Source organism: Bradyrhizobium sp. SZCCHNGR1005 (assembly GCF_032489995.1).
Classification (GTDB): Bacteria; Pseudomonadota; Alphaproteobacteria; order Rhizobiales; family Xanthobacteraceae; genus Bradyrhizobium.
Window position 1 is genome coordinate 48,237 of the sequence record NZ_JAUEZC010000014.1, and the last position, 23,035, is coordinate 71,271.

General features: G+C 63.5%; 20 protein-coding genes. 12 read left to right on the plus strand and 8 right to left on the minus strand.

Annotated elements, in window-relative coordinates; genetic code table 11:
• Positions 1-122: 122 nt before the first annotated feature.
• Together QXZ85_RS32275 and QXZ85_RS32280 are read right to left on the minus strand one after the other, a co-directional pair.
• The gene (locus tag QXZ85_RS32275; protein ID WP_315706017.1) at positions 123-1,574 is read right to left on the minus strand and encodes a bifunctional serine/threonine-protein kinase/universal stress protein; all 1,452 of its coding nucleotides are present in this window, start codon (positions 1,572-1,574) and stop codon (positions 123-125) included.
• Positions 1,575-1,579: 5 nt separating this feature from the next.
• Positions 1,580-2,320, minus strand: coding sequence for a metallophosphoesterase family protein (locus QXZ85_RS32280; protein WP_315706018.1), 741 nt, complete (start codon positions 2,318-2,320; stop codon positions 1,580-1,582).
• Between the two features lie 1,089 nt (positions 2,321-3,409).
• Between QXZ85_RS32280 and QXZ85_RS33890 the strand changes: the two genes are divergently transcribed.
• Together QXZ85_RS33890 and QXZ85_RS32290 are read left to right on the plus strand one after the other, a co-directional pair.
• The gene (locus QXZ85_RS33890) at positions 3,410-3,721 is read left to right on the plus strand and encodes a DUF4424 family protein (protein ID WP_409977697.1); all 312 of its coding nucleotides are present in this window, start codon (positions 3,410-3,412) and stop codon (positions 3,719-3,721) included.
• Positions 3,722-3,916: 195 nt separating this feature from the next.
• On the plus strand, positions 3,917-4,504 hold the full coding sequence (locus tag QXZ85_RS32290) for a hypothetical protein (protein WP_315706019.1): 588 nt from the start codon (positions 3,917-3,919) through the stop codon (positions 4,502-4,504).
• Positions 4,505-4,798: 294 nt separating this feature from the next.
• Here QXZ85_RS32290 and QXZ85_RS32295 read toward each other — a convergent pair whose 3' ends face one another.
• Genes QXZ85_RS32295 through QXZ85_RS32305 form a run of 3 tightly spaced genes read right to left on the minus strand, consistent with a single transcriptional unit; the run spans position 4,799 to position 6,821 of the window.
• The gene (locus tag QXZ85_RS32295; RefSeq protein ID WP_315706020.1) at positions 4,799-5,404 is read right to left on the minus strand and encodes a hypothetical protein; all 606 of its coding nucleotides are present in this window, start codon (positions 5,402-5,404) and stop codon (positions 4,799-4,801) included.
• Positions 5,401-6,069 carry a hypothetical protein gene (locus QXZ85_RS32300; RefSeq protein ID WP_315728589.1) on the minus strand — a complete coding sequence of 223 codons (669 nt, stop codon included), beginning with the start codon at positions 6,067-6,069 and terminating at the stop codon, positions 5,401-5,403. The genes QXZ85_RS32295 and QXZ85_RS32300 overlap by 4 nt, the downstream gene beginning before the upstream one ends.
• Positions 6,069-6,821: a MotA/TolQ/ExbB proton channel family protein gene (locus QXZ85_RS32305; RefSeq protein ID WP_315706022.1), complete on the minus strand. Its 753-nt coding sequence runs from the start codon at positions 6,819-6,821 to the stop codon at positions 6,069-6,071. Before QXZ85_RS32305 ends, QXZ85_RS32300 begins: the two co-directional genes overlap by 1 nt.
• A gap of 208 nt (positions 6,822-7,029) precedes the next feature.
• Here QXZ85_RS32305 and QXZ85_RS32310 point away from each other — a divergent pair, with 208 nt between their 5' ends.
• From QXZ85_RS32310 to QXZ85_RS32320, 3 genes are all read left to right on the plus strand, one after another.
• Complete coding sequence (locus QXZ85_RS32310; RefSeq protein ID WP_315741423.1) at positions 7,030-8,388, plus strand: histidine kinase; 1,359 nt, start codon at positions 7,030-7,032, stop codon at positions 8,386-8,388.
• 17 nt (positions 8,389-8,405) lie between these two features.
• Positions 8,406-9,053: a response regulator transcription factor gene (locus tag QXZ85_RS32315; RefSeq protein ID WP_315706024.1), complete on the plus strand. Its 648-nt coding sequence runs from the start codon at positions 8,406-8,408 to the stop codon at positions 9,051-9,053.
• Between the two features lie 275 nt (positions 9,054-9,328).
• Positions 9,329-10,549 carry an ABC transporter substrate-binding protein gene (locus QXZ85_RS32320; protein ID WP_315706025.1) on the plus strand — a complete coding sequence of 407 codons (1,221 nt, stop codon included), beginning with the start codon at positions 9,329-9,331 and terminating at the stop codon, positions 10,547-10,549.
• An 84-nt stretch (positions 10,550-10,633) separates the two neighbouring features.
• Here the strand turns inward: QXZ85_RS32320 and QXZ85_RS32325 are convergent, their stop codons facing one another.
• The 3 genes from QXZ85_RS32325 to QXZ85_RS32335 all read right to left on the minus strand — a co-directional run bounded on the left by QXZ85_RS32325 (position 10,634) and on the right by QXZ85_RS32335 (position 12,523).
• A complete protein-coding gene (locus tag QXZ85_RS32325; RefSeq protein WP_316175575.1) occupies positions 10,634-11,500 on the minus strand; it encodes a hypothetical protein in 867 nt (288 codons plus the stop codon).
• A gap of 247 nt (positions 11,501-11,747) precedes the next feature.
• A complete protein-coding gene (locus tag QXZ85_RS32330) occupies positions 11,748-12,341 on the minus strand; it encodes a TetR family transcriptional regulator (protein WP_316175577.1) in 594 nt (197 codons plus the stop codon).
• Positions 12,338-12,523, minus strand: a complete 186-nt coding sequence (locus QXZ85_RS32335) for a hypothetical protein (protein ID WP_316175579.1) — start codon at positions 12,521-12,523, stop codon at positions 12,338-12,340. Before QXZ85_RS32335 ends, QXZ85_RS32330 begins: the two co-directional genes overlap by 4 nt.
• A 283-nt stretch (positions 12,524-12,806) precedes the next feature.
• Here QXZ85_RS32335 and purB point away from each other — a divergent pair, with 283 nt between their 5' ends.
• From purB to QXZ85_RS32370, 7 genes are all read left to right on the plus strand, one after another.
• Complete coding sequence (gene purB / locus QXZ85_RS32340) at positions 12,807-14,114, plus strand: adenylosuccinate lyase (protein WP_316175581.1); 1,308 nt, start codon at positions 12,807-12,809, stop codon at positions 14,112-14,114.
• A 506-nt stretch (positions 14,115-14,620) separates the two neighbouring features.
• A complete protein-coding gene (locus QXZ85_RS32345) occupies positions 14,621-17,176 on the plus strand; it encodes a plasma-membrane proton-efflux P-type ATPase (protein ID WP_316175591.1) in 2,556 nt (851 codons plus the stop codon).
• A 15-nt stretch (positions 17,177-17,191) separates the two neighbouring features.
• Positions 17,192-18,070 (plus strand): polyphosphate kinase 2 family protein, encoded by an 879-nt coding sequence (locus tag QXZ85_RS32350; RefSeq protein ID WP_316175583.1) that lies wholly within the window; start codon positions 17,192-17,194, stop codon positions 18,068-18,070.
• A 216-nt stretch (positions 18,071-18,286) separates the two neighbouring features.
• A complete protein-coding gene (locus QXZ85_RS32355; protein ID WP_316167180.1) occupies positions 18,287-18,847 on the plus strand; it encodes a cytochrome b in 561 nt (186 codons plus the stop codon).
• A gap of 515 nt (positions 18,848-19,362) precedes the next feature.
• The gene (locus QXZ85_RS32360; RefSeq protein WP_316175585.1) at positions 19,363-21,120 is read left to right on the plus strand and encodes a CHAD domain-containing protein; all 1,758 of its coding nucleotides are present in this window, start codon (positions 19,363-19,365) and stop codon (positions 21,118-21,120) included.
• A gap of 244 nt (positions 21,121-21,364) precedes the next feature.
• Positions 21,365-21,574 carry an MJ0042-type zinc finger domain-containing protein gene (locus tag QXZ85_RS32365; RefSeq protein WP_315729730.1) on the plus strand — a complete coding sequence of 70 codons (210 nt, stop codon included), beginning with the start codon at positions 21,365-21,367 and terminating at the stop codon, positions 21,572-21,574.
• A gap of 129 nt (positions 21,575-21,703) precedes the next feature.
• Entirely contained in the window at positions 21,704-22,876 is a 1,173-nt protein-coding gene (locus QXZ85_RS32370) for a M20 aminoacylase family protein (RefSeq protein WP_315706034.1), read from the plus strand.
• Positions 22,877-23,035: the final 159 nt, after the last annotated feature.

Consider the following 23,035-nt stretch of genomic DNA (forward strand, 5'->3'; position numbering starts at 1 on the left):
CTACGCCGCCGCGCCGGTATTGACGACGACTGAGCCGGGCACTTTGGCGGGGGAACTCATGAAAATCAACGCAGCCGCGCCTCATTTTGCGGCCCTGCACCGGCAAATTCGTCCTCGATCGGCTAGGAGGCTTCGGCCTGGGTTACCGTTTGATCAGTTGACGGCTCGCCCCGCCCAGCGAGGCGCGGTGGGCGCACCACGGTGACCGTGCATCTGGCTTCCGCGGCGACCTTGGCGGAGACGCTGCCGAGCAGCGCGCGCAGCACCGAATCCTGCCGCGCGCCGATAATGATATGATCGACGTGGTTCACTTCAGCGAATTCAAGGATCGCGGTGGCCGGATCGATCGCCTCCAGCACATGCACGGTGAGCCGGCTCGCATCGAGCTTGAATGGTGAGGCCCAATGTTTCAGCGCCACCATGCGGTCGATATGTTTGTTGTTGCCCTGCTCATCGAGGGTACGGTCGATGCTGATGCGGCCGAGCTTCAGCACGTTGACGCAAGCGAGCCGCGCCGATGGCAGTGTCGCCAGGATGCGTTCGGTGGTGACCCGCAACGCGCCATTGAGCTCGTCCGTGCCTTCGGAGACGTCAATCGCAATCGCAACGATCGGACTGGTCGCGAGTTGCACCTGGACGTCGGATTTGGCTTCCGGTTGCATCAGCCCCTGATTGAACCTGCGCCGCCACACCGTGGTCAGTGGATCGCGTCTGGTCTTCTCCGAGCGTGTCGTCAGCTTCACCTGATCGGGATGGCCGAGATCGAAGGCAAGCTGCGAGGCGGTCGGATAGCGCCACACCGGCTCGATCTCCAGGCAGCGCAGCACGATTTCCTGCAGCCATGGCGGATAGTCACTTCTGAGCTGCCGCGGCGGGTGCGGGTCGCGCCACAGCCTGCGCCGCATGCCGCGAAGGGTCTCGGTCTCGCCGAACGGCCGCACGCCGGTGGTGAAGAAATAGAGCAGCACCCCGAGCGAGAACAGATCGCTGCGCGGATCGGAGCGCACCCCCATCAGCCGCTCCGGCGGCATGTAGGGCGCGGTGCCGTAAGGCAGCCGGAATTCCTCCTGCAGGAGGTCGGGCAGATGCCGGTGGCACGACAGGCCGTAATCGATCAGCACCGCTTCGCCCGAGGACCGGAACATGATGCTCGACGGCTTGATGTCGTGATGGATCACGTGCTGGCCGTGCAGGTCGGCGAGCGCGGTCGCGATCTTTGCGACCAGGACCCGCGCCTCCTCGTAAGGCAACGGCAGCTCCGGCAGCCGCTGGTAGAGCGTCTCGCCCGGAATGCGCTCGATCACGACATAGGCTTGGGCAGTGAAATCGCCGGTGCCGAAACAGGCCGGCACATGCGGTCCCGACAGCCGAGGCAGGATCATCTGCTCCATCTCGAAGCTGACGATCGCAGCGGGGTCTTCACCCTCCGCGACGCGTGGAACCTTCATCAGGAGCGGCCGGTCGATGCCGGGATGGCTCACGCTCCAGAGCGTCGCCATGCCACCGGAATGCACGCATTCGCCGATGGTGAAGCCATCGATGACTGCGCCGGGTTGGACTGCGGATTTCGGCATCGCGCTTACCGTCCGATCGCAAGCCGCTCGGCGAGCCAGGGCGGCAGCCCGTTGGCGCGGATGCGCTGCGCCGCTGTTTCGACATCATAAGGCACGCGGCAATAGGTGATCTCGCGCGTCCTGGTCTCGAAGGTCATGAACGCGGCCGCCGGATCGCCGTCGCGCGGCTGGCCGACCGAGCCGGCCACCGCCAGCCACTGCCGGCCGCGCAGGAGCTGCACCGGCACGTTCGCGGTCGGAGTGAAACTCGTCATCTTGGCGGTCACCGACATCGAATACAGCGCGGGACGATGGATGTGGCCGCAGAAGGTCACCTGGGCGTCGGTCGCGATCATGCAGCGCGCGGCGTCGGAGGTCGATTGCACGTAGCGCCAGCGCGACGGGCTCGAGGCTTCCGAATGCACGTAGAGCCGGTCGTCGTCCTGGGCCATCAGCGGCAGTTCGGCGAGAAAGCGGCGCTGCGCGGCGCTGAGCCGGCCGCGCGTCCATTCGATCGCCGCTTGCGCCTCGGCGTTCATGTTTTCGCTGCTGACGGCCACCGCATTGTCATGATTGCCGCGCACGGCGAGCCCACCCTGTTCGACCATCTCCATCACGGCGTCGACCGACCATTCGGGATCGGCGCCATAGCCGACGATGTCGCCGAGACAGATCAAGCGCTCGGCGCCGCGGGCGCGCGCCGCCTTCAGGCACGCATCGAATGCCTGCCGGTTGGCGTGGATGTCCGAGAAAAACGCCAAGAGCACCCGCTTCCTCCTCCTCCACTCTAACCGCGCCCTTCGCACGGGAGTTGAGCAACATCAAATAAGTTGAGCCGGAGCAAGGCGTTTTCGGAGGCATTGTTCCGATCCAAGACAGTGGCCGCATGTGCCGCCTCCGCACCGACGATGCGCTCCCTCCCCCGCTTGCGGGCAGGGCGACCGCATATGAAGATTTGGCCGATCGGCACCAATGCCTCCTGATCGTCATGGCCGGGCTTGACCCGGCCATCCACGACTTCGCTAGCCCCGAAGAAAGACGTGGATGCGCGGGACAAGCCCGCGCATGACGAGTAACCCAATTGGCACCTTTTTTTGCCGTTGAGAACCATCTTCGGACATATGCGATCGCCCTGCGCTTGCGAGGGACTGTTGGGGTGGCCACATGACCGCGCCTTCTCGCGGCGGATCACGCCCGAGCTCTGCGATCGTTGTGCCCTGTCGAAAAGCGAGAGGGCGCGGGGAATGCCGGGCGCTGGCCGCAACCCATGGCCCGCCTGCAGCAAAAAAAGCAGGCGGCAGTCACCACAGGTTCAGCCGAACATCCGGCATTCCCCGCGCGACGGTTTTAACGCTTATATCGTGCTCTCCTCGGTGCACCGGGCTTTTTGGCCACCGTCCCCCGTGTGACGCAAAGCATCATCACGAAGTTGACACCAGCATCGGGGTGCCAGGACCACACGACTTCACGTCCGCCTGATCGCGCTCGTCTGGCGCCACCAAAACGTCCATCGCATCCCCGCCTCACGTGTCGTGACGATCGCGCGCAACGCCCCTCTCAACGAGGCGGGATGGCGGCATACAATCACAATTTCTGAAAAAAAGAAAGCGATCTTTTTAGCGGGTGGGCTGGATGGTGCCGATCGCGTTGAAAGGATTTGCGAAATTAATCCACCGCCAGCGGCTTACTGCGCTCACACGGTAATCCAAATCTCGGGAAGTTCAGTCAAATCGATCGAAGAGGCTTCTTGATGTCGGCGACGCTCTGATAGAGACCGAGCTTGGGCCAAACCCCGCCATTGATGCACGCGAAACACGCAATCAAACACGACGGAGGTTGCTTTTCCGCTGCAGGATCTGAATCAGGCCGACGCCTACTACTACAGACCCTTCAACATTCCGTTCAGGCAAGACGCGAACTTCATCGGGTTTCAAGTCTGGATCGATGGTAGGGAGATCAAGCCGGATGAGGAGGTGCGCGCGTTCGCCGAGGGCGGCGAAATCACCGGCGAGCTTAGGCGTCTGGGCATTGATCTCATCGCCCCAGTCTATAGCAACAGCGATCGGCGAGTCGTTGACGCGCTCCGCCGCCTGAATGCGATTTCCGACGCCAATGATGACGAAGCCGTCGCGCCCCGACGGCGCGACTCTCCCAGCGGGCTGGTGTGAGCCGCAACTTTCCTTAAGCCTATGAGGCTGGAAGCCGGATCGAGAGTGCAATGTGCTCCCTCGCCTCTTGCGGGCTCCTGGGGGCGGGGCTATCGCATACAAGGAAAGCAGCTTGGGAACCAATTGCCTGACGACGAGCTTGGTCCGAGTTGGACTGGCCTCACGATCCGGCAACGCCGCACAGGAGTGCCCCGAATGAGCAAGCGCAAATCGACTAAGTCCCGCAAACCGGACGCTGGGACGAAGGGCGTCGCCAAGCCCGCATCGACGCCGAAGCGCGCCGTCCCGGCCCCCGACCTCACAGGCTCGGACGGCGAGGAACTCCGGGCGGCTCCCGACATCGCAACGAGGCTGCCGGAACTCCCAGGCCAGGAGATTGAAAAACTGCCGCCGGTCCCACCTGCCGAACTCGAATCCAAGCCGGCGCTCCCCCCTCATCTCGCCGAGCCGAAACCGGACGTCGTCCTTCCTGTCGAAGCTCTGGCGGAAGCCAAGGAATCGGTACACGCCGCCACAGGCGAAGCGAGGCCGGCCGGTCCAAAGGTGGACAGCCCCTTGAATGGACCCTTGGGAGCAATCGCGGGTATCGAGGCCTGCCAAGCGCTGTTCATGGAGATCACGCGGGACAATCTCAACTTCGCCGCCAGCCTCGCCGCGACGCGCTCGCCCCTCGATATCCTCGACGTCGCGACGAAGTTCGCCGGCAGGCAGATCGGTATGTACGGCAGGTTATCGAGGGCGGTCGTCAACATCGCCGCCGGACGGCAGGCCCCGACAATCTGACCAGTCCTGGGTTACCCGGCCGGCCCGCATAGCCGGGAATTACGGTAATGCTGTGTAAAACTCGCCTGAAGCAGCAGGCGTAGCCGCATGAGCGGAGCAATATGCGGGACCGAGACCCGGATATCGCTCCGCTCGTCCGGGCTACGCGCTTCGTGGCCTCATGGTTCGAGACGCGTCGCGAGCGCGACGCTCCTCACCATGAGGATTTGAGGTTTCACCGCGAAGAAGCTGATCCGCCTAAGCGAGCTTTGCTCGTCTCGCCCCTCGGTTCGCAGGGGATACGAATGCAGCCCCCTACTGCTCGTCCTTCGGCGGCATGCGCGGTGGCAAGAGCGGCGTGAACGAGACGCCGTCGCCGGCCTGCTGCGCCGCCTTGAACTCGCCGGTCGAGGGATCGCCGCCCGCGGTCTGGATGATGGTCTTGGGCAGGATGTATTCGCGTGCGGCATCGATGATGCCGCCCTCGCCGGTGCCGAAATCGGCGGCACGGCCGCCCTGCGGATGGCCGCTCGCGATCTGGTCGGAGGCATGCTGGGCCTTGCCGGCCAGCCCGTCGGTGTAGGGCAGCCGATAGGCCCGCGGCACCCCGCTCGGCCGGTTGTCCTCGTCGAGCCTCTCGACCCAGAGATAGATCGAGCCGGGATCGCCATCCAGGCTATGCGGCTCGACGATCCGCGCCTGCAACAGCTTGAAGCGCGCCGGCAGCGCGTCGATGCTGGCCCACCCGAGCAAGCCGCGCGCCCCGATGAAGCTGCCGACATAGAACGCGCTGGTCACGACCACGGCGATGGCCTTGGCCGGCCACGGCAGGCGGGCATAGACCAGGACGAGCAGCAGCAGCGCGCCGATCAGCGCATAGCACACCGACAGGATCAAGATCACGCTCTGCAGGTTCGTCACCGCAACATCCTCACGCCCGTTTTCGGATCGATGTCGGCGCCGTTGGCGCGGACATTGCGAAAGGTCTCGAGCAGCGATTTCGGCCGGCGCTGCACATCGACCACCTTGCCCTCCGCATCGAGCCGGAAGCGCAGCGCCGTCTTCTCGTCGCCGGTATGGTCGAGCGTCACCTTGTCGTCGAAGATGACCTGCGCCTTCGGATTGAGCTTCTGCACCTTCACCATCGCATCCACCGGCGTTCCCGCCACCGCCTGGAAGTGCGAGACGTTGACGGTGTATTCGCCGGCGACGATGCCGCGCACCGTCACGATCTCCTCGCGGATCGGCGACGGGATCTTCATGCCGTTGACCAGGATGAAATCGTTGGCGCCACCGCGATCGTCGCGGTCGAGGGTGAGGAAACCGGCCTCGCGATGCCGATACCAGGCGATGTTGCCCAGCGGGTCCTGCACGAACAGGTCGAGATCATCGGGATGATTGTCGGGCCAGTCCAGGGTGATGATGAATTCGGCCTTGGTGTCGATCTTGCCGTCCTTGGCGTCGGGCGAGATCGCGAGCACCGCGATGAAGAAAAAGAACGCGACGATCTGCAGCGCCTTGAACAGCATCACGCTGAACGGATCGAACTGCTCGTCGCGCGGATAGAGTCCGAAATCGTCCATCATCACGGACGCTCCAGCAGCGGCGTGACCCTGGTCTCGGTCAGCATCACGGCGTCGGAGAACACGCGCTGGGTCGCGGCATCCAGCATGTAGTATTGGATGCGGACCAGGATCGAGCCGACCAGCCCCGCGAGCGTCGTGTACATCGCGATCGCCATGCCGTCGCTCATCAGCCCCATCGACGATTTCATCGCCAGCTTGTCGGAGACGTCGAGACCTGCGATCGGCGCCAGCATGATGATGAATCCGATGATGGTGCCGAGCAGGCCGAGCTTCATCAGCGTATCGGAAGCGAAGCCGCCGAAGCCGTTGGAGCCGCGCAGCCGATCGGCCAGCGTGCGGAGCAGTAGCGTCTGATCGATGCGCCCGCCCGCTTGCGTGGCCGCCTTGGTGACGAGGCTTCTGATGTGATCGCTCACCAGGCCCGCGGGAAGCGCGCGTGCATTGCCGTCGAGCACCTTGGCGGCATCGCCCGTGGTGAGGATCGCGCGGCAGCGCCGGGCTGCGTCCGCTTCACGCGCGATCGCGCGGGTCCGCCAGAAGCAGTGGACGCAGGTGAGGCCGTAGAGAACGACGACCACGCTCGAAATATAGGTGCGGTCCGAGGACAGCATCTGATGGATCATGCCATAGCGCCAGAGCAGCACCGCGGCGAAGATGGAAAGCCCGGTGAAGATCATCCACAACAGGAGCGGCCCGCGCTCCGCGCTGTCGGTCACAGGGGGCGCAATCTCGGCGCTGCTGACCGCACTCATGCTCTCGGACTCCCTCCGCTACGATGTCCCGTTCGCATTCTTCCGCGCGAACCGTCGGCGCGAGTTAAGCAGAGCGGCCGGACGCCGTCCAAAGAGATATGCCCTGAAGCGGCTGGGCAAATTTCCCAAATTCGCCTTGCTGCGGCGCTTTCGCTTGGCGGGTGCCGCCGATGTGTTACGCTCGGCAGAACCAAGGTGGAGGGATCGCATGCGCCTCGTGCTCCAGCTCATCGCCCGCCTGGCCCTGATCGTCGTGCTGTGCCTAGCCACCGCGGCGGTGTGGGTCACGATCGATGCCTATCGCAGTGTCGACCGCGCCACCGCAGCCACTGCTGACCGAGTGTCGCAGGCGTTGGAAGCGCTGTATTGGCGCGAGCTGTTGCTGCGCAGCAGCAGGCGGAGCGAGCATCTGCTGCCCGTGCCGGAATGGCGCACCATCGAGACCATGAAGCTGATTGCGCCGGGCATCTGCGTTCAGTTCCAGCCGCAGGCCGCCTTCGAGAAGCCGCTTTGCGGCCAGAGCAAGGGATTGGGCCAGGCGCCGCCGCACTGGTTCGCCGCCACTGTGCAGACACTGCTTGGCGACCATGCCGCAGTCGCACAATCGATCAGCGCGCGCAGCACGACGGCCGGGACGGTATCGGCCATCGCCGATCCCGATGCGGCGGTCCAGCTCGCCTGGCAGCGGATCCAGGACAGTTTTGGCGTCGCGCTCGCCATGGCGCTTGCGATCGGCCTGCTCGCCTCGCTGGCGATTGCGCATGCGCTGGCGCCGGCGCGGGCGATCGTCGCGGCGCTGCAGCGCATGGCCGACGGCGAGCACCGCCCCGCCCTGCCGCGCTTCCGCTCCATGGAGCTTGCGATGATCGGCCAAGCCGTCACCGAGCTCGGCAACCGGCTGGCACAGGCGACCGAGCAGCGCGCCGCCCTAACCGAGCGGTTGCTCGATATCCGGGACGACGAACGGCGCGCCTTGGCGCGCGAGCTGCACGACGAGTTCGGACAGAACCTCACCGCGATCCTGGCCTTCGCCAGCACGATCGAGGCGGAAAGCGCGCCGCAACACAAGCGCGTCGCGCAGGATGCGCGCATGATCACGCAGGCCGTCACCCATCTGATGGCCTGCCTGCGCGGCACGCTGAGCCGGTTGCGCCGGCCGCTCGCCGAGGAGCTCGGCCTCGAAGCCGGGTTGATCGCGTTGACCGAGAATTGTCAGCACGCGGCGCGGCCGACCATCCGGCTCGACCTGCAAGGCGATCTCGCCGACATCCAGGGGCCCGTCGCCGTCACCGCCTATCGCGTGGCCCAGGAGTGCCTGACCAATGCGTTGCGCCACGCCACCGCCAGCGAGATCTCGCTCAAGGTCGAGCGGCGCAGCGGCCCGGATGGCGCGCTGCTGATCTGCATCGAGGATGATGGCGGCGGCGATGCGACGCCGCTCGCGCAATCCAGCGGCTTCGGCCTGACCGGCATCCGCGAGCGGATCGCGGCAGTCGGCGGCTCGCTCTCGATCGTCTCGGCCGCGCGCGGGCTTAGCGTGGCCGCGACCATCCCGCTCGCAGCCTGAGGCGGAGCACAGGCGCGATGGCGGAGCCCGCGGCCATCTCCATTCTGCTGGTGGACGACCATCCGGTGGTCCGCCAGGGCTATCGGCGGGTGCTCGAGAGTCAGGACGGCTTCAAGGTCACCGCCGAGGCCGACAGCGCGGCTGGCGCCTATGCCGCCTTCAAGGCGCACGCGCCCGACGTGGTCGTGATGGATATTTCGATGAAGGGCGCGAGCGGCATCGAGGCGATCCGTAACATCCGCGCGCGTGACGGCCATGCCCGCATCCTGGTGTTCAGCATGCATGGCGAAGCGCCGCTGGTGAAAGCGGCTTTCAACGCGGGCGCCAGCGGCTATGTCACCAAGAGCAGCGAGCCCGCGGCCCTGGTCCGGGCGATCCGCAGCGTCGTCAGCGGCGGACGAGCGCTGAGCGACGACGTCGCCCATGTGCTCGCGGCCGACAATCTCGACGGCGTGCAGACGACGCTGGAGCGGCTCGGCGATCGCGAGATCGAGATTCTGCGCCAGTTCGCCTCAGGCCTGACCACGGAGCAGATTGCCGCCAACCTGCATCTCAGCGTCAAGACGGTCCAGAACTACCACTATCTGGTCAAGGCCAAGACCGGCGCGCAGACGGATGCGCAACTGGTCCGGCTCGCCGTCGCCAGCGGATTGACCGAGCTGTAGCTTCGAGGTGGTCGGCGCATTCTTATGGTGTGAAGCCGTGCGCGACGTCACGCGGCTGGTTGGTCCAGATCCTAGGCCGGCCGAACATCAGGAAGATTTCCCGGTGCATTGCGGGCGAGGTTCGTTGGACTGCGTTAATCCTCTCTGTTCAAATCCGGCCGAACAGCTTTTCCGCCTGGCTGCGTGATGGGTTCGCTCTCAGCTCGCGAAAGAGCATCCACCTCGGGAACGGCGCCGTATCCAGGGGCGCTGTTCCGGCGATGAGAGCTGCGGCGATGCGTAAGGGCTTGCACACGAATGCTGCCAGAGCGGCAATCCTTGCTATCGGACTTCTCGTCACGCCCCCTTTGCTCGCAGGTGACCGCCAACATGGTCAAGGCGCAAGTGATGCTGAGATCAAGATCGGCCAGACGATGCCCTATAGCGGTCCACTTTCGGCAGCCTCGGTGATCGGCAAGGTGCAGGCAGCCTATTTCCGCATGATCAATGATCTCGGCGGAATCAATGGACGCAAGATCACGTTGATTTCCTACGACGATGCGGCGGCGCCTTCCAAGACCGTGGAGCAGGTCCGGAAACTCATAGAGAGCGACGAGGTGTTGTTCACATTCGAGACGCTCGGCAACGCCTCGAACATTGCGGTTCAGAAATATCTCAATGACCGCAAGATCCCTCAGCTCTTCGTGGCAGGCCGGTCGACGCGTTTCGAGGATCCGGTCAATTTCCCCTGGACGATGGGATTTGCTCCCAATCTGCGCACGGAGATTCGCGTCTACGCGCGATTCATCCTCGATAACTATCCGAATGCCAGGATCGGCCTGCTCTATCAGAACGATGAGAGCGGCAAGGACTATCTGACCGGGTTGAAGGACGCGCTCGGCGCAAGGGCAGCCGACCTCATCGTCAGTAGCGCTTCATACGATGTGACGGACCCGACCGTCGACTCACAGGTCGTGCGCCTCAAGGCGGCCGGTGTCGCCGTCCTCATCAACATGGCCGCCTCGAAATTCGCGGCCCAGGTCATCAGAAAGATGGCAGAGCTTGGCTGGAAACCCGTTCACCTCCTTGGCGTCGGCTCGTCCTCGATCGACGCGGTCCTAAGCCCCGCGGGCATCGAGAACGCAGAGGGCATCATCTCCGCGAGCTCGTTCAAGGAGGCCACAGATCCGACCTGGCGTGATGACGAAGGCATGAAGCGATGGAGCGCCTTCATGGACGGCTATTATCCGGGAGGCGACCGGAAAAGCGTCTTCACGGTCTACGGCTATAGCGCCGCCGAGCTGCTCGTGCAGGTCTTGAAGCAATGCGGCGACAATCTCTCGCGCGAGAATGTCATGGCGCAAGCGACGAGCCTGAAAAACGTGAAACTTGATCTGCTGCTCCCGGGGCTCTCCGTCAACACCAGCCCGACCGACTATCGTGTGGTCAAGGAGTTCCGGATGATGCGCTTCACGGGCGATCGATGGGAGGCCTTCGGACCGATTGTCACGGATTGATCCGTGCGGCTGTTAACGGCCGCGCCACATTGCCGGCTAGTGGCTATGTCACCGAGAGCGGCGGCTTGAGTCACCTACTTGGTTTCAGGTCTTTGCTGTATAAACAGCCGGCGCCTCTCCCTCATCGTAAAAATACGATATGCTGTCTTCTTCATTTTGGCGTCCCCAACGCCAACAGAAGCCAATGTCATGAGGGCGACCCATGACGTCTTCAAAGGTCAATCGACCGTAAAACCAGAGCACGACTTCCAGGGACCGAATCTCCCTGACTTGTTCGTCGGTGATCTCAAATCCGAAGTCCAGGTCAATTTCTCTATTCTCTCTCGGACCAATGACTGTGTTGGGATCGCACCTGACCGTCGTGGAATAGATCGGTGTTTCGGGGAGTAGGTTGGTGACTGCTGTGCCGCAGGAAATGCTGAGTGCAAAGGCTGGGGTTCGCCCGTAATTTCTAAATTCGATCTTATCGATTACAGAAAAGCGAGTTGGCCAACCGTCGTTGACTGCGCCTCCATAAGGCCTCCTTGGTCGCGGGTTTATTAGCTCGTCTACGGACATCAATTCGGGTCCCATCCAGCCGGTTCGAACTATCGGAAACTCAATCGCTGTGGCTGCTCTGGCGCTGAGATCGGCTGCCTGCGCAGCTAGTGTGGCATCCTTCATTCCCTGACTCATGTAGCGGAGTTGAATGAAGAACATGAAGACCTGCGCGGCTCCAACGACCACGAGTCCCATCGTAAAGAAGCCAGCCGCGTCCTTCGTTAGCCACGTTGCCCCGGTGAGTTCGGCATCAGGGCTCTGGGCTTTCTGAACCTCGGCGGAAGTTTCTTGCTTGGGTACAGTTTGTGCCGGGTAGGCGGCCTGTTTGCTCCGCTCAAAAAGCATGCCGATGCCAAAAATGGCCACGGCGAATAAGACACCCAAGAAGAACTCCGGCACCCGGAAACGCATCGGCCCCACCGCCCCGCCGATTTTATATCTCTTCGAAGACTACCTGTTCGGGTTCCAGAGCCGCAATACACGCGAGAAAGAATATTGCTGAAATCATCCGCGGATCGGATTGACGAATGGCACTCCAGTTTGTCCCCCCTGCGGCTCCTTGGAGCTTAGAGGGCCGGCGCCGCGTTTTGATTGGAGAGATGGCGGCGAAGCAATCTTATTTATTCTTGTGGTGCTCGCGCCGTAATGCCGCGATGTGCTAGTGTGGCGCAGCCTCCAGGCCACGGAGCACGAGCGTCAGCACGGCGTCCAACCGGCCCTTGATCGCCGGATCCTTCCATTCGTCGGCATGGGCCGGATGATGGAAACGGCTGGTGGCATCGAAGATCGCGCCGGCTGTAGCTTTGACGTCGTCGATCCGGAACGTGCCCTGCTCGACCCCCTCGGACAGGATCTGCTCGACCTGGGCGACCAGTTGCTCCTTATGCCCCTTCACGACTTTGCACGCCTCGCGCGCCAAGGTCAGGTAGGTCGTGAACATCTCGGGATCTTCAGACACTCGCCTGCATTTGGCGTCGACCAGCTCTCGCAGCCAGCGCTCCAGCTTCAGGGGCGCCGGCCCCGGCTCCGCAGTGATCTGCGCCAAGGGGGCGCTGACACGATCGAGCCAGCGCTTCGCGACCGCCTCGCGGAGCGAGGCCTTGCTGGGAAAGTGCCGGTAGACGCTGCCGTGGCTGACATCGAGCGCCCGCGCCACGTCCACCACGGTGGCCTTGGCGAGCCCATAGCGGCGCAGCACATCCTCGGTCACTTCGAGGATTCGCTCGGATGTCAGAACCACGGCCTCGTTCATGCGCGCACCATGTCCTCTTTTGCCGGATAGGCCTCGACCTGGCTCAAGTCCGGTATCAAGTCCGGTATTTCCTGGCGATGTGCCGGCCGGAACGTCGCGGCCTGAGCTTCCAGGTGACGAGCCACCTGCTCATTGAGCCAATGCTCGAATTGTGAATTGGGAAAAAGCTTTGCAATCTTCATCGAGGAGGTCCTTGCAGCTCCCTTCACCGCTGGTCGATGGCCAGCAGGCGCGGGTGACACCGGTGACGGCATCTTGGGAGACTGATATAGCATCTCGCGCTGACAGATTTCAATATCTGTTACTCAATTTTCGGCATAATGGTATTATGATACGAAGCGGTCTTTCCTCTCCTGTTTGGACCGCCGTATTTGTCTCGCCAAACCCGCTCTGCTAAAGCGCGGCGTAAAAACAATCCGGCGGGAGTGCCTGAAAGGCCCCGCTGGCCTCTCTGGAGTGCTTGCGATGATCCCCCGCTATACCCGTCCCGAAATGGCCGCGATCTGGGAGCCGCAGACCCGGTTCAAGATCTGGTTCGAGATCGAGGCACATGCGGCGGACGCGCTGGCGGAATTGGGTGTGATCCCCAAAGAGGCCGCCAAGACCATCTGGGCCAAGGCCAAGGACGCGACCTTCGACGTCGCACGGATCGACGAGATCGAGCGCGAGACCAAGCATGACGTCATCGCCTTCCTGACCCATCTCGCCGAGATCGTCGGCCCCGAGGCGCGCTTCGTGCACCAGGGCATGACGTCGTCGGACGTCCTCGACACCTGCCTCAACGTCCAGCTCACCCGTGCCGCCGACCTCCTGCTCGCCGACCTCGACCGCCTGCTGGCCGCGCTGAAAAAGCGCGCCTTCGAGCACAAGATGACGCCGAGCATCGGCCGCTCCCACGGCATCCACGCCGAGCCGGTCACGTTCGGGCTGAAGCTTGCTTACGCCTATGCCGAATTCTCCCGCGCCCGTGACCGGCTGGTCGCCGCGCGCAAGGAGATCGCGACCTGCGCGATCTCGGGCGCCGTCGGCACCTTCGCGCAGATCGATCCGCGGGTGGAAGAGCACGTCGCAAAGGCGATGGGCCTCACGCCTGAGCCGATCTCGACGCAAGTCATCCCGCGCGACCGCCACGCGATGTATTTTGCGACGCTCGGCGTGATCGCCTCCTCCGTCGAACGGCTCGCCACCGAGATCCGGCATCTGCAGCGCACCGAAGTGCTGGAAGCCGAGGAGTTCTTCTCCGAGGGGCAGAAGGGCTCCTCCGCGATGCCGCACAAGCGCAATCCGGTGCTGTCGGAGAACCTCACCGGGCTGTCGCGCATGGTGCGCGCCTACGTGACGCCCGCCCTCGAGGACGTCGTGCTCTGGCATGAGCGCGACATTTCGCACTCCTCGGTCGAAAGGATGATCGGCCCCGATGCGACCGTGACGCTCGATTTTGCGCTGGTGCGACTCGCCGGGCTGATCGAGAAGCTGCTGGTCTACCCCGCCAACATGGCGAAGAACCTCGACAGGCTCGGCGGCCTCGTCCATTCGCAACGCGTGCTGATCGCACTGACACAGAAGGGCGCCAGCCGGGAGGACGCCTACAGGCTCGTACAGCGCAACGCCATGCCGGTCTGGCGCGGCGAAGGCGACTTCAAGACGCTGCTGAAGAACGACGCCGACGTGAAGAAGTATCTTACCGACGCGGACATCGACGAGCAGTTCGACCTCGGCTATCACCTGAAGCACGTCGACACGATCTTCAGGCGCGTGTTCGGGGAAGCGTAAGGCCTCTTCCTCGCACAACGCCCTGTTTGGACGACGAATCGGACGCGGCCCAGCCCGCGTCCTCACAATTGTATTGCCTGACCTTGAACGGCCGCCGGCATTGCGCCTCCTGTGCGAGCCGGCGCGCATCGAGCTTAGCGTCGCCGTCGCGCAGGTCATCGTTCACGGCGCAATTGGCTCTCCGAAATTGATGACGTAGCGGACCAACGCAGCGGCACCAACTGCTGTTTGCGCTGCCGAAACTTCCTGCCTCAAGATCATCCCTCCGCAGTCGATCTGCACAGGCAATAAGGCATGCAAAACAGGAAGCCGGCATCCAGAGGGACTTGACACAAGTCAAGGCAGGCACTCAAAACCTGAAGTTGCATTCAGGATGTGATATTTTGCGACGAAAAATCGGGTTGAGATCATAGGATCGAGATTGCCGGCAGCGGCCTGACACTGGAACGGCGGAGGAGTTCATGCCCACCCTCGCTTTGCAGTCGACTGACTCACCGTCCGTGGTTATGGCGAATCCCGCAGACGATCTCGAAAAAGCGCCGATTGAAAACGTGTTGACGGCGCTCGGGGTTCAATCGAGCCGAGGACTTAGCAGCGCCGAGGCGCAGAAGCGGCTTGCCCAATATGGCCCCAATGCCATCGTCGACAAGGAACCCAGCCTAGCGCGCCGCGTCCTCAAATATTTCACGGGGCCGATCGCTTACATGATCGAGGCGGCAGCGATCGTCTCGGCCATCATCGGTCATTGGGACGACTTTACGATCATTGGCGGCCTGCTGATCTTCAACGCCGGATTGGAGTTCTGGCAGGATCACAAGGCTTCCAACGCGTTGGCCGCCCTCAAGAAAGGTCTTGCTCCGAAAGCCACGGCACTGCGCGATGGCAAGTGGCAGACGGTCCAAGCCGCCACGCTCGTTCCGGGCGATGTCGTCAATGTGCGGCTGGGCATCATCGTTCCCGCCGACCTTCGCCTCATCGGCGGAGACTATGCGTCGATCGATCAGGCGGCGCTGACCGGAGAATCCCTGCCGGTGACGAAGAAGGTCGGAGACGAGGCCTATTCCGGCAGCGTGGTCAAGCAGGGGGAGATGCAAGGGGTCGTCATAGCAACCGGCGCCAACACCTTCTTCGGCCGGACCGCGCAGTTGGTCGCTCGCGCGGGCGCAATCAGCCACGCGCAAAAGGCGATGTTTGAAATCGGGAACTTTCTCATCGTGGTCGCGGTGACCTTGGCGCTGATCATGATCTCGGTCAGGGTCTACCATGACATCGTGATCGCCGACGATTGGGGGCTGGCCGACGCGCTTCGGATCTTGCAGTTCGTACTGGTCTTGCTGGCGGCCTCGATTCCCGTCGCCATGCCCGCCGTGTTCTCCATTACGATGGCCCTCGGCGCGCTCGCCCTGTCGAAGGAAAAGGCGATCGTCTCCAAGCTCTCCGCGATCGAGGAAATGGCCGGGGTCGACATCTTGTGCTCCGACAAGACGGGAACCCTGACCAAGAACCAGCTCACCCTCGGCGAACCAATCCTGTTTTCCGCCAGCGATGGTCAGGACTGCATTTTAGCCGCAGCACTGGCCTCGAAGATCGAAGATGCCGACGCGATCGATACCGCAGTAATCGGCGCCCTGAGGGATCAGCGCCGTCTGAAATCCTGCAGGCAGGTGAAATTTGTTCCGTTCGACCCGGTGACCAAGCGAACCGAGGCGACGATCGTCGACGGCCAGGGGAAGACGCTCGTCGTAACAAAGGGAGCGCCGCAGGTCATCGTCGAGGTCGCGAGCCCCTCTGCTGACATCGTGCAGCAAGTTAAGAGAACCGTGGACGAACTCGCCGCAAAGGGGTCGCGGGCCCTCGGCGTGGCTCGATCCGAAGACGGAGGCAAGAGCTGGTCGCTGCTCGGCATTCTGCCGATGTTCGATCCGCCACGCGACGATTCAAAGGCTACGATCGACCTGGCGAACGCAAAAGGCGTGCGTGTCAAGATGGTGACGGGCGACGACACCGCGATTGCGATCGAGACCGCACGGCAGCTCGGCATGGGCACACACATCATCCCGGCGGCCGATGCGTTTCCGAAAAATATGGATCCGAACAACGTGCCGCCGGACATCGCCGCCGCGATTGAACGGGCCGACGGGTTCGCGCGCGTCTTCCCGGAACACAAATACGCGATCGTGAAGGCACTGCAGGCACGCGGCCACCTCGTCGCGATGACCGGAGACGGCGTCAATGACGCGCCCGCGCTGAAGCAAGCCGATTGCGGCACGGCCGTCTCCGGCGCGACCGACGCGGCGCGCGGCGCCGCCGCCCTGATCCTCACCGCCCCCGGCCTGTCGGTGATCAATAACGCGATCGACGAGGCGCGACGCATCTTCGGACGGATCACGAGCTATACGATCTACCGGGTCGCGTTGACGATGGACATCATGTTCCTGGTCGTGCTGTCCACCATCTTTCTCGACTTCGCGCCGCTGACCGCCGTCATGATCGTCATCATGTCGCTACTCGACGACGTGCCGATCATGACCATCGCCTACGACAACACGGCGGTGAGCGAAAAGCCGATCCGCTGGCAGATGCCTCGGCTGCTTGGGGTAGCGGCGGTGCTGGGATTGTTTTCCATCATCGAATCGTTTGGCCTGCTGTTGATCGGCACCAGGGTGCTTTCGCATCCTCACTTGCAGCCGTATTTTGGAGTGGCAACCGCGGGGCAGCTGCAGACCATCCTGTTCCTGCAGCTCGTCGTGGGCGGCCATTTGCTGCTGTTCGTGACCCGCACCGAGCGCTGGTTCTTTACGCCGCCATTCCCGGCGATGCCGCTGATCGGCGCGATCGTGGCGACCCAATTGCTGGCGATGCTGATGTGCCGCTTCGGCTGGCTCGTTCCCGCAATCAGCTGGTCCCTGATCGGGTGGGTGTGGGCGTACAGCCTCGCCTGGATGTTCGTGCTGGGCGGTGTCCGATTGATCACCGAGCGCTTCGCAAGCTACCGGACCTCCCGGCAGGTCAGCAGCGCCAGTATTGTGAACCAGCCGTTGCGGTCGCACGCGGCCGCGTAAATCTGGAGCAGCAACATGGATTATCGCAAGAAGTTTGCAGTCGAGCGCGGTGAGAAGCCGCGCCTGTCGAAAATCGATGCCTCCTACACCGGGAAACACGAGTCGCACGAGAAGGCGCTTCCCGAGATCCAGGCCCATGTCGAGAGCATGGATAAATTGCAATATCTGCTTTACGCCGATGGCAACAAATCCCTGCTGGTGGTGCTGCAGGCGCTGGATGCGGCGGGCAAGGATGGTGTCATTCGACACTTGTTCAGCGGAATGAATCCGCAAGGAACGTCCGTGTTCGGATTCAAGCAGCCGAGCAGAGACGAGGCCGCTCATGACTTCCTCTGGCGTGCCCACCTGCGAACGCCGGGCAAGGGCGAAGTGGTGGTGTTCAACCGGTCCTACTACGAGGATGTTCTCGTCGTACGGGTGCACAAGCTCGTCCCCGAATCGGTGTGGTCGAAGCGCTATGACCTCATCAACGACTTCGAGTCGATGCTGTCCCAGAACGGCACCACTATCCTGAAATTCTATCTCCATATCAGCCCGGAAGAGCAACTGGCCCGCTTCAAGCAGCGGCTCGACGATCCGTCCCGCAACTGGAAAATCAGTGAAAGCGACTACTCGGAACGCGAGCTGTGGCCGCAATACATCGAGGCTTATGAAGAAGCGATGGCGGCGACGGGCTCCAAGCACGCGCCCTGGTATGTCATTCCATCGAATCACAAATGGTTCCGCAATCTCGCGATCTCGCAGATCGTCAGCGATACCATCAACGAGATGGGGTTGAAGTTGCCGCCGGCGCGCGTCGACATCGCGGAGATCCGCCGGAAATACCATGCGGCGGCGGCCGAAGGAAAACCAGGCGAAGGGCATCGAGCGAAGAAGAACGCCAAAGTGGGCTAAGCCGATCGGCGGTGCAGTCATTCCAAGGCAGACCAAGGCAAGCGCATGGTGCAGTCCCTTGACCGGCTCACCTCGCGGCCCGACGTGATCACCCGAATGTGACGGCAAAACACCTGCGACAGGTTGTCCGACGACGCCTCGTCGACCTCTGACACTTCGACTTGTCGCTGCCGGCGCATTATGGCTCCGCGCAGACTCATTGATGTTGAGGATGCCATGACGTCGGAGACCGCCGCCTACGATCCGTTGCTGCGCTGGATACATTGGGCCACCGCGGCGCTGTTCATCGCGGCCATGCTGATCGGACTCTATTGCGGGCTGCAGCCGCCGGGCACTTCGCCCAGGCGCGAACTCCTGGAGCTGCACAAGTCGCTCGGCGTGACGCTGTTTGTCCTTGCCATCCTGAGGGTAATGGTGCGCGCGGCAACAACGGCGCCGCCCGAGCCGACATCGTTCGGGCCGCTGGTGCGGCTCGCCAGCCGCCTCAATCACTGGGCGCTCTATCTCATCCTGTTCGCGATGCCGGTCACCGGCTACATGTTCTCCTCCGCCGGCGGCTACTCGCTGAAATATTTCGGCACCTTCAGCTGGCCGCGCCTGTTCGCCGGCGACAAAGAGATCGCGCATGCCGGCGAGATCGCGCACGGTACCCTCGCCTACTTCGTCTATGCCGTGGTTGCCCTGCATGTTGCGGCGACGCTCTGGCATGCGCTGATCAAGCAGGACGAGACGCTGGCGCGGATGTGGCCCGGCGCACGCAGACGGCGCGCGCTGTGATGATTGGCCTCGTGCCGCCGATCATGATTGCGTGAGCTGGCACGAACACATTGATCGCCGTCGGCCGCACCGAAAAGCGCGCCGGCGTGAAGGTGACGAGTTGCCCGCATTCGGCCGATCGGTGACGCTCGCCTCCGCTCCACTCGTCATTCCCGACTCCGTGCGATCCGAGGACATGCACGTGAGATCCGGCGCATGCGTTCCGAGATGAAATCTCCGAAGGCGAGGTCGGGTTCCGTGCATGCGCAAGGCCCGAGCAAGGGCGAAGAGCCGGCTCGGCACAGGATTTTGATGGGCCTGCTGTGCATTGTGCCTGCACGCATTCGCGCCATTCGCTCGCAAGTGAGCCGCGGGCTCCAGCCTATCGCGCTGAAGCAGTTAGCAAAAAGCGCGCCACCTCGCGAGGATACACCCTGCATTGCAGCTGTCATCCGCTGCAAGGTTTTCTTCTGTTACTTTGCAGGCATATCGACTATAGCTATGGGCGATTGTCATCAAACTGTTACAGACTGAGCATGCCGGATTCTGATGCGACAGCATCGGTCCGCGACAGCCTGCGTGCTGCTCCCGGACCTGATAGTCCTCCGCGCCCAAACGGTGCTGCGGCCGACACGGATATCGCTGCGGTGAAACAGGACAACACGGCTACTGCAGCGGCGGCGACCGACACAACGACGCCGGATGCGGCAACATCTCCAACGTCCACCGATGTCGTGCGGCCGAATGTCGCTGCTCCCGGCAGCGAGATCGAGCTCAAGCTGCTGGTCGATGCGGATCAGCTGGCGGGCTTCAACAACGCGGCGATCATCGCGGCGCATGCGCGCAACAGGGGCGCGCGCAAGCATCTGAAATCGGTCTATTACGACACGCCGGAGCGCACGCTGTGGCGCAATGGCCTGAGCCTGCGGGTGCGCCAGAGTGGCGCGCGCTTCGTGCAAACGGTGAAGGCGCAGCGCACCGGCGATCCGCTGCGCCGCGCCGAATGGGAGGCCGCGGTGCCCTCGCTCGCGCCGGACCTCGCGCTGGCGACGCCGCTCATTCCGGAAGAGTTGCGGGAGGAACTGCAAGCCGCCCCGCTCGAGACCGTGTTCGTGACCGACGTCCATCGTCACCAGCGCATCATCGAGCTGCCGTCCGGCACGGTCGAGATCGCGTTCGATCATGGCGCGCTGATCGCAGGCGAGCGCAGCCTGCCGGTCAGCGAGATCGAGCTGGAGTTGAAGAGCGGCAGCACCGCGGCGATCTACGAGATCGCGCTCCGGCTCGCCGAGCACGACCGGCTGCGTCCATCGATCCGCAGCAAGTCGGCGCGCGGCTATGACCTTGCCGCGGACGAACCACCGGGCGCGGAGAAGCCGCGCAAGCTGCATTTCGATCCGGCGGTGTCGCTCGACGAGACCTTCGCCATCATCCTGCGCGGCTGCTTCCACCATCTGCTCCAGGCGGTGCCGGCGGCCGAAGACGGCCGCGATCCGGAAGGCGTGCACCAGCTGCGCGTGTCGCTGCGCCGGCTGCGCGCGGCGCTGCATCTGATGCATTCGGTCGGCGGCAACGGCAGGCTCGCCGGCCTGCTTGCGGATGCGAGATGGCTCGCGCAAAGTCTCTCCGCGGCGCGCGACTGGGACGTGTTCCTGACCTCCACCCTGCCCGCCATCGCCGAAAACTGCCCCACCGTGGCGGGGTTCGACAGCTTGCGCGAGCTCGCCGAGCGGCAGCGCAGTCTCGGCTATCGCAGGCTGCGCCACGCGCTGTCCGAGCGGCGCTGCGCGATCTTCCTGCTCGGCCTCGGCGAATGGATCGAGAGCCGCGGCTGGCGCAGCGACGTCTCGCCGGAGACGCTCGGGCAATTGGCCGAGCCCGCGATCGGCTTCGCCGGCCATATCCTGTCGGAGCGGCATCAGAAGTTGCTGAAGCGCGGACGGCATTTCAAATCGCTGCCGCCGGAGCAGCGCCACAGGGTGCGCCTCGCCTTGAAGAAGCTGCGCTACAGCGTCGATTTCCTGCTGCCCTTCTTCGCCGAGCGCAAAGCCACCAAGAAATATTCCGAGAAGCTCGCCGGCCTGCAGGAGCAACTCGGCCACTACAACGACATGGCCGTGACCGCGGGCCTCTTGTCCGGGCTCGGCATGGAATCGACCGACGGCGCAATCGCCGCCGCCGCGATCACCGGCTGGCAGGCCCATGCCATGCTCGGGGTCGAAGGGCCCCTGCGCAAGGCGTGGCGCAGCTTCAAACACGCCACGACGCCCTGGTCGGACGACGCGGCGTCCTGACCGCCGCAACGGCGCTGCCATCTGCTGCGGCTGAATCGCCAATTGTTCATCCGCACATTGATCGAGTTCAATGCGCGCGCGGCGAAGTTGAGGTTCCTATCAGCTGCCAGCCGCGCTTCAGCGGAACTTTCGAATTCGATGCCCCACGAGGATCAAATGATCTGTTCGTGCCGCTATGATTCCGAAGTTCGCAGAACGCAGATGCCGCGAGGTGGCGCGAACGTCGGAACCGGAGACGATGGCGATGAAAATCTTCAGCGTGAGCTGTCCGAATTGCGGAGCCTCTTACGAGGTCGCGGAATCGCTGTCGGCGGCGGCAACGCCGGAACGCGCCGAATGTGCGGTCTGCGGGGCCTTGATCATGGACTGGCGGGAGCCGCGGCTGCGAGCGCTGCGGCTGATCGTTCCGCCCGAGAACAAATATCCGCGGGTGACGCCGCCTTCACCCGCCTGAGGCCCCGCTTCCGGCACAGCCGCGCGGTCTGAAACTTGCATCGTCTGCGACGCCGGGTCATAGTTGGCCGTCGCATTCGAACGCGCGCTCTTGCGCGCTTCTCCGTCCAGACAGTGAGTTGTTTCTCTCGTGCCCATCATCAACAGCATCGCCGCGCTCGCCGACGACATGGCCGCCTGGCGCCACGATTTCCATGAACATCCCGAGTTGCTCTACGAGGTGCATCGCACCGCCAGCATCGTCGCCGACAAGCTGCGCGCCTTCGGCTGCGACGAGGTGGTGACCGGGATCGGCCGCACCGGCGTGGTCGGCGTGATCCGCGGCCGCAACACCGCCTCCGGCCGCACCATCGGCCTGCGTGCCGATATGGACGCGCTGCCGATCTTGGAGACCTCCGGCGTTCCCTATGCGTCGAAAACGCCCGGCGTGATGCATGCCTGCGGCCATGACGGCCACACCACGATGCTGCTCGGCGCCGCCAAGCATCTCGCCGAGACCCGCAATTTCGACGGCACCGTGATCGTGATCTTCCAGCCGGCCGAGGAAGGCGGCGCCGGCGGCAAGGCCATGATCGACGACGGGTTGATGACGCGCTGGGGCATCCAGGAAGTCTATGGCATGCACAACATGCCCGGCCTGCCGGCAGGCCATTTCACGCTCTCACCGGGCGCGATGCTCGCCTCCGCCGATGCGATCGAGATCAAGGTCACCGGCAAGGGCGGCCATGGCGGCGCCGGCCCGCACAAGGCGGTCGACAGCATCCTGATCGGTGCCCAGATCGTCGGCGCGCTGCAGTCGATCGTGGCGCGCAACGTCGATCCGCTGAAATCAGCCGTGATCTCGATCTGCGCCTTCCACGGCGGCACCACCTTCAACGTCATCCCCGAGACGGTGGAGATGAAGGGCACGGTGCGCACGCTCGATCCGGAGATCCGCGATCTCGTCGAGCGGCGCATCGCCGAAGTTGCCGATGCCACCGCGCGGGCCTATGGCGGCTCAGCCGAGACCATCTACACGCGGATGTATCCGGTGACGATGAACCATGCGCGGCAGGCGGCGTTCGCGGCCGATGTCGCCCGTGACATCGCCGGTCCCGAGCGCGTCAACGACCAGGCCCTGCCGCGGATGGGCGGCGAGGATTTCGCCTTCATGCTGGAGGAGCGCCCCGGCGCATTCGTCTTCCTCGGCATCGGCGAGGGCGCCGAACTGCATCACCCGGCCTACCGCTTCAACGACGACGTCCTGACCCACGGCGCCTCCTACTGGGTGCGGCTGGTCGAGAAGAGCATGCCGGCGGGTTAGTTGGACTGATCGCTCAGCAAAGTCACGGCGGCCGCTCTCAGCCCGTCATTGCGAGCGAAGCGAAGCAATCCAGCCCCTTCGAAGGAAGCCTGGATTGCTTCGTCGCCTTCGGCTCCTCGCAATGACGATGAACAAACAGTTTGGTAGGGTGGGCAAAGC

Bases quoted from the DNA above. Each gene is read 5' to 3' on its own strand.
- QXZ85_RS32300 (WP_315728589.1), bottom strand. From the start codon at position 6,069: ATGATGGACGATTTCGGACTCTATCCGCGCGACGAGCAGTTCGATCCG.
- QXZ85_RS32310 (WP_315741423.1), top strand. From the start codon at position 7,030: ATGCGCCTCGTGCTCCAGCTCATCGCCCGCCTGGCCCTGATCGTCGTG.
- QXZ85_RS32335 (WP_316175579.1), bottom strand. From the start codon at position 12,523: ATGAAGATTGCAAAGCTTTTTCCCAATTCACAATTCGAGCATTGGCTC.
- QXZ85_RS32275 (WP_315706017.1), bottom strand. From the start codon at position 1,574: ATGCCGAAATCCGCAGTCCAACCCGGCGCAGTCATCGATGGCTTCACC.
- QXZ85_RS32345 (WP_316175591.1), top strand. From the start codon at position 14,621: ATGGCGAATCCCGCAGACGATCTCGAAAAAGCGCCGATTGAAAACGTG.
- QXZ85_RS32365 (WP_315729730.1), top strand. From the start codon at position 21,365: ATGAAAATCTTCAGCGTGAGCTGTCCGAATTGCGGAGCCTCTTACGAG.
- QXZ85_RS32315 (WP_315706024.1), top strand. From the start codon at position 8,406: ATGGCGGAGCCCGCGGCCATCTCCATTCTGCTGGTGGACGACCATCCG.
- QXZ85_RS32355 (WP_316167180.1), top strand. From the start codon at position 18,287: ATGACGTCGGAGACCGCCGCCTACGATCCGTTGCTGCGCTGGATACAT.
- QXZ85_RS32360 (WP_316175585.1), top strand. From the start codon at position 19,363: ATGCCGGATTCTGATGCGACAGCATCGGTCCGCGACAGCCTGCGTGCT.
- QXZ85_RS32320 (WP_315706025.1), top strand. From the start codon at position 9,329: ATGCGTAAGGGCTTGCACACGAATGCTGCCAGAGCGGCAATCCTTGCT.
- QXZ85_RS32330 (WP_316175577.1), bottom strand. From the start codon at position 12,341: ATGAACGAGGCCGTGGTTCTGACATCCGAGCGAATCCTCGAAGTGACC.
- QXZ85_RS32290 (WP_315706019.1), top strand. From the start codon at position 3,917: ATGAGCAAGCGCAAATCGACTAAGTCCCGCAAACCGGACGCTGGGACG.
- QXZ85_RS32350 (WP_316175583.1), top strand. From the start codon at position 17,192: ATGGATTATCGCAAGAAGTTTGCAGTCGAGCGCGGTGAGAAGCCGCGC.
- purB (WP_316175581.1), top strand. From the start codon at position 12,807: ATGATCCCCCGCTATACCCGTCCCGAAATGGCCGCGATCTGGGAGCCG.
- QXZ85_RS32325 (WP_316175575.1), bottom strand. From the start codon at position 11,500: ATGCGTTTCCGGGTGCCGGAGTTCTTCTTGGGTGTCTTATTCGCCGTG.
- QXZ85_RS32305 (WP_315706022.1), bottom strand. From the start codon at position 6,821: ATGAGTGCGGTCAGCAGCGCCGAGATTGCGCCCCCTGTGACCGACAGC.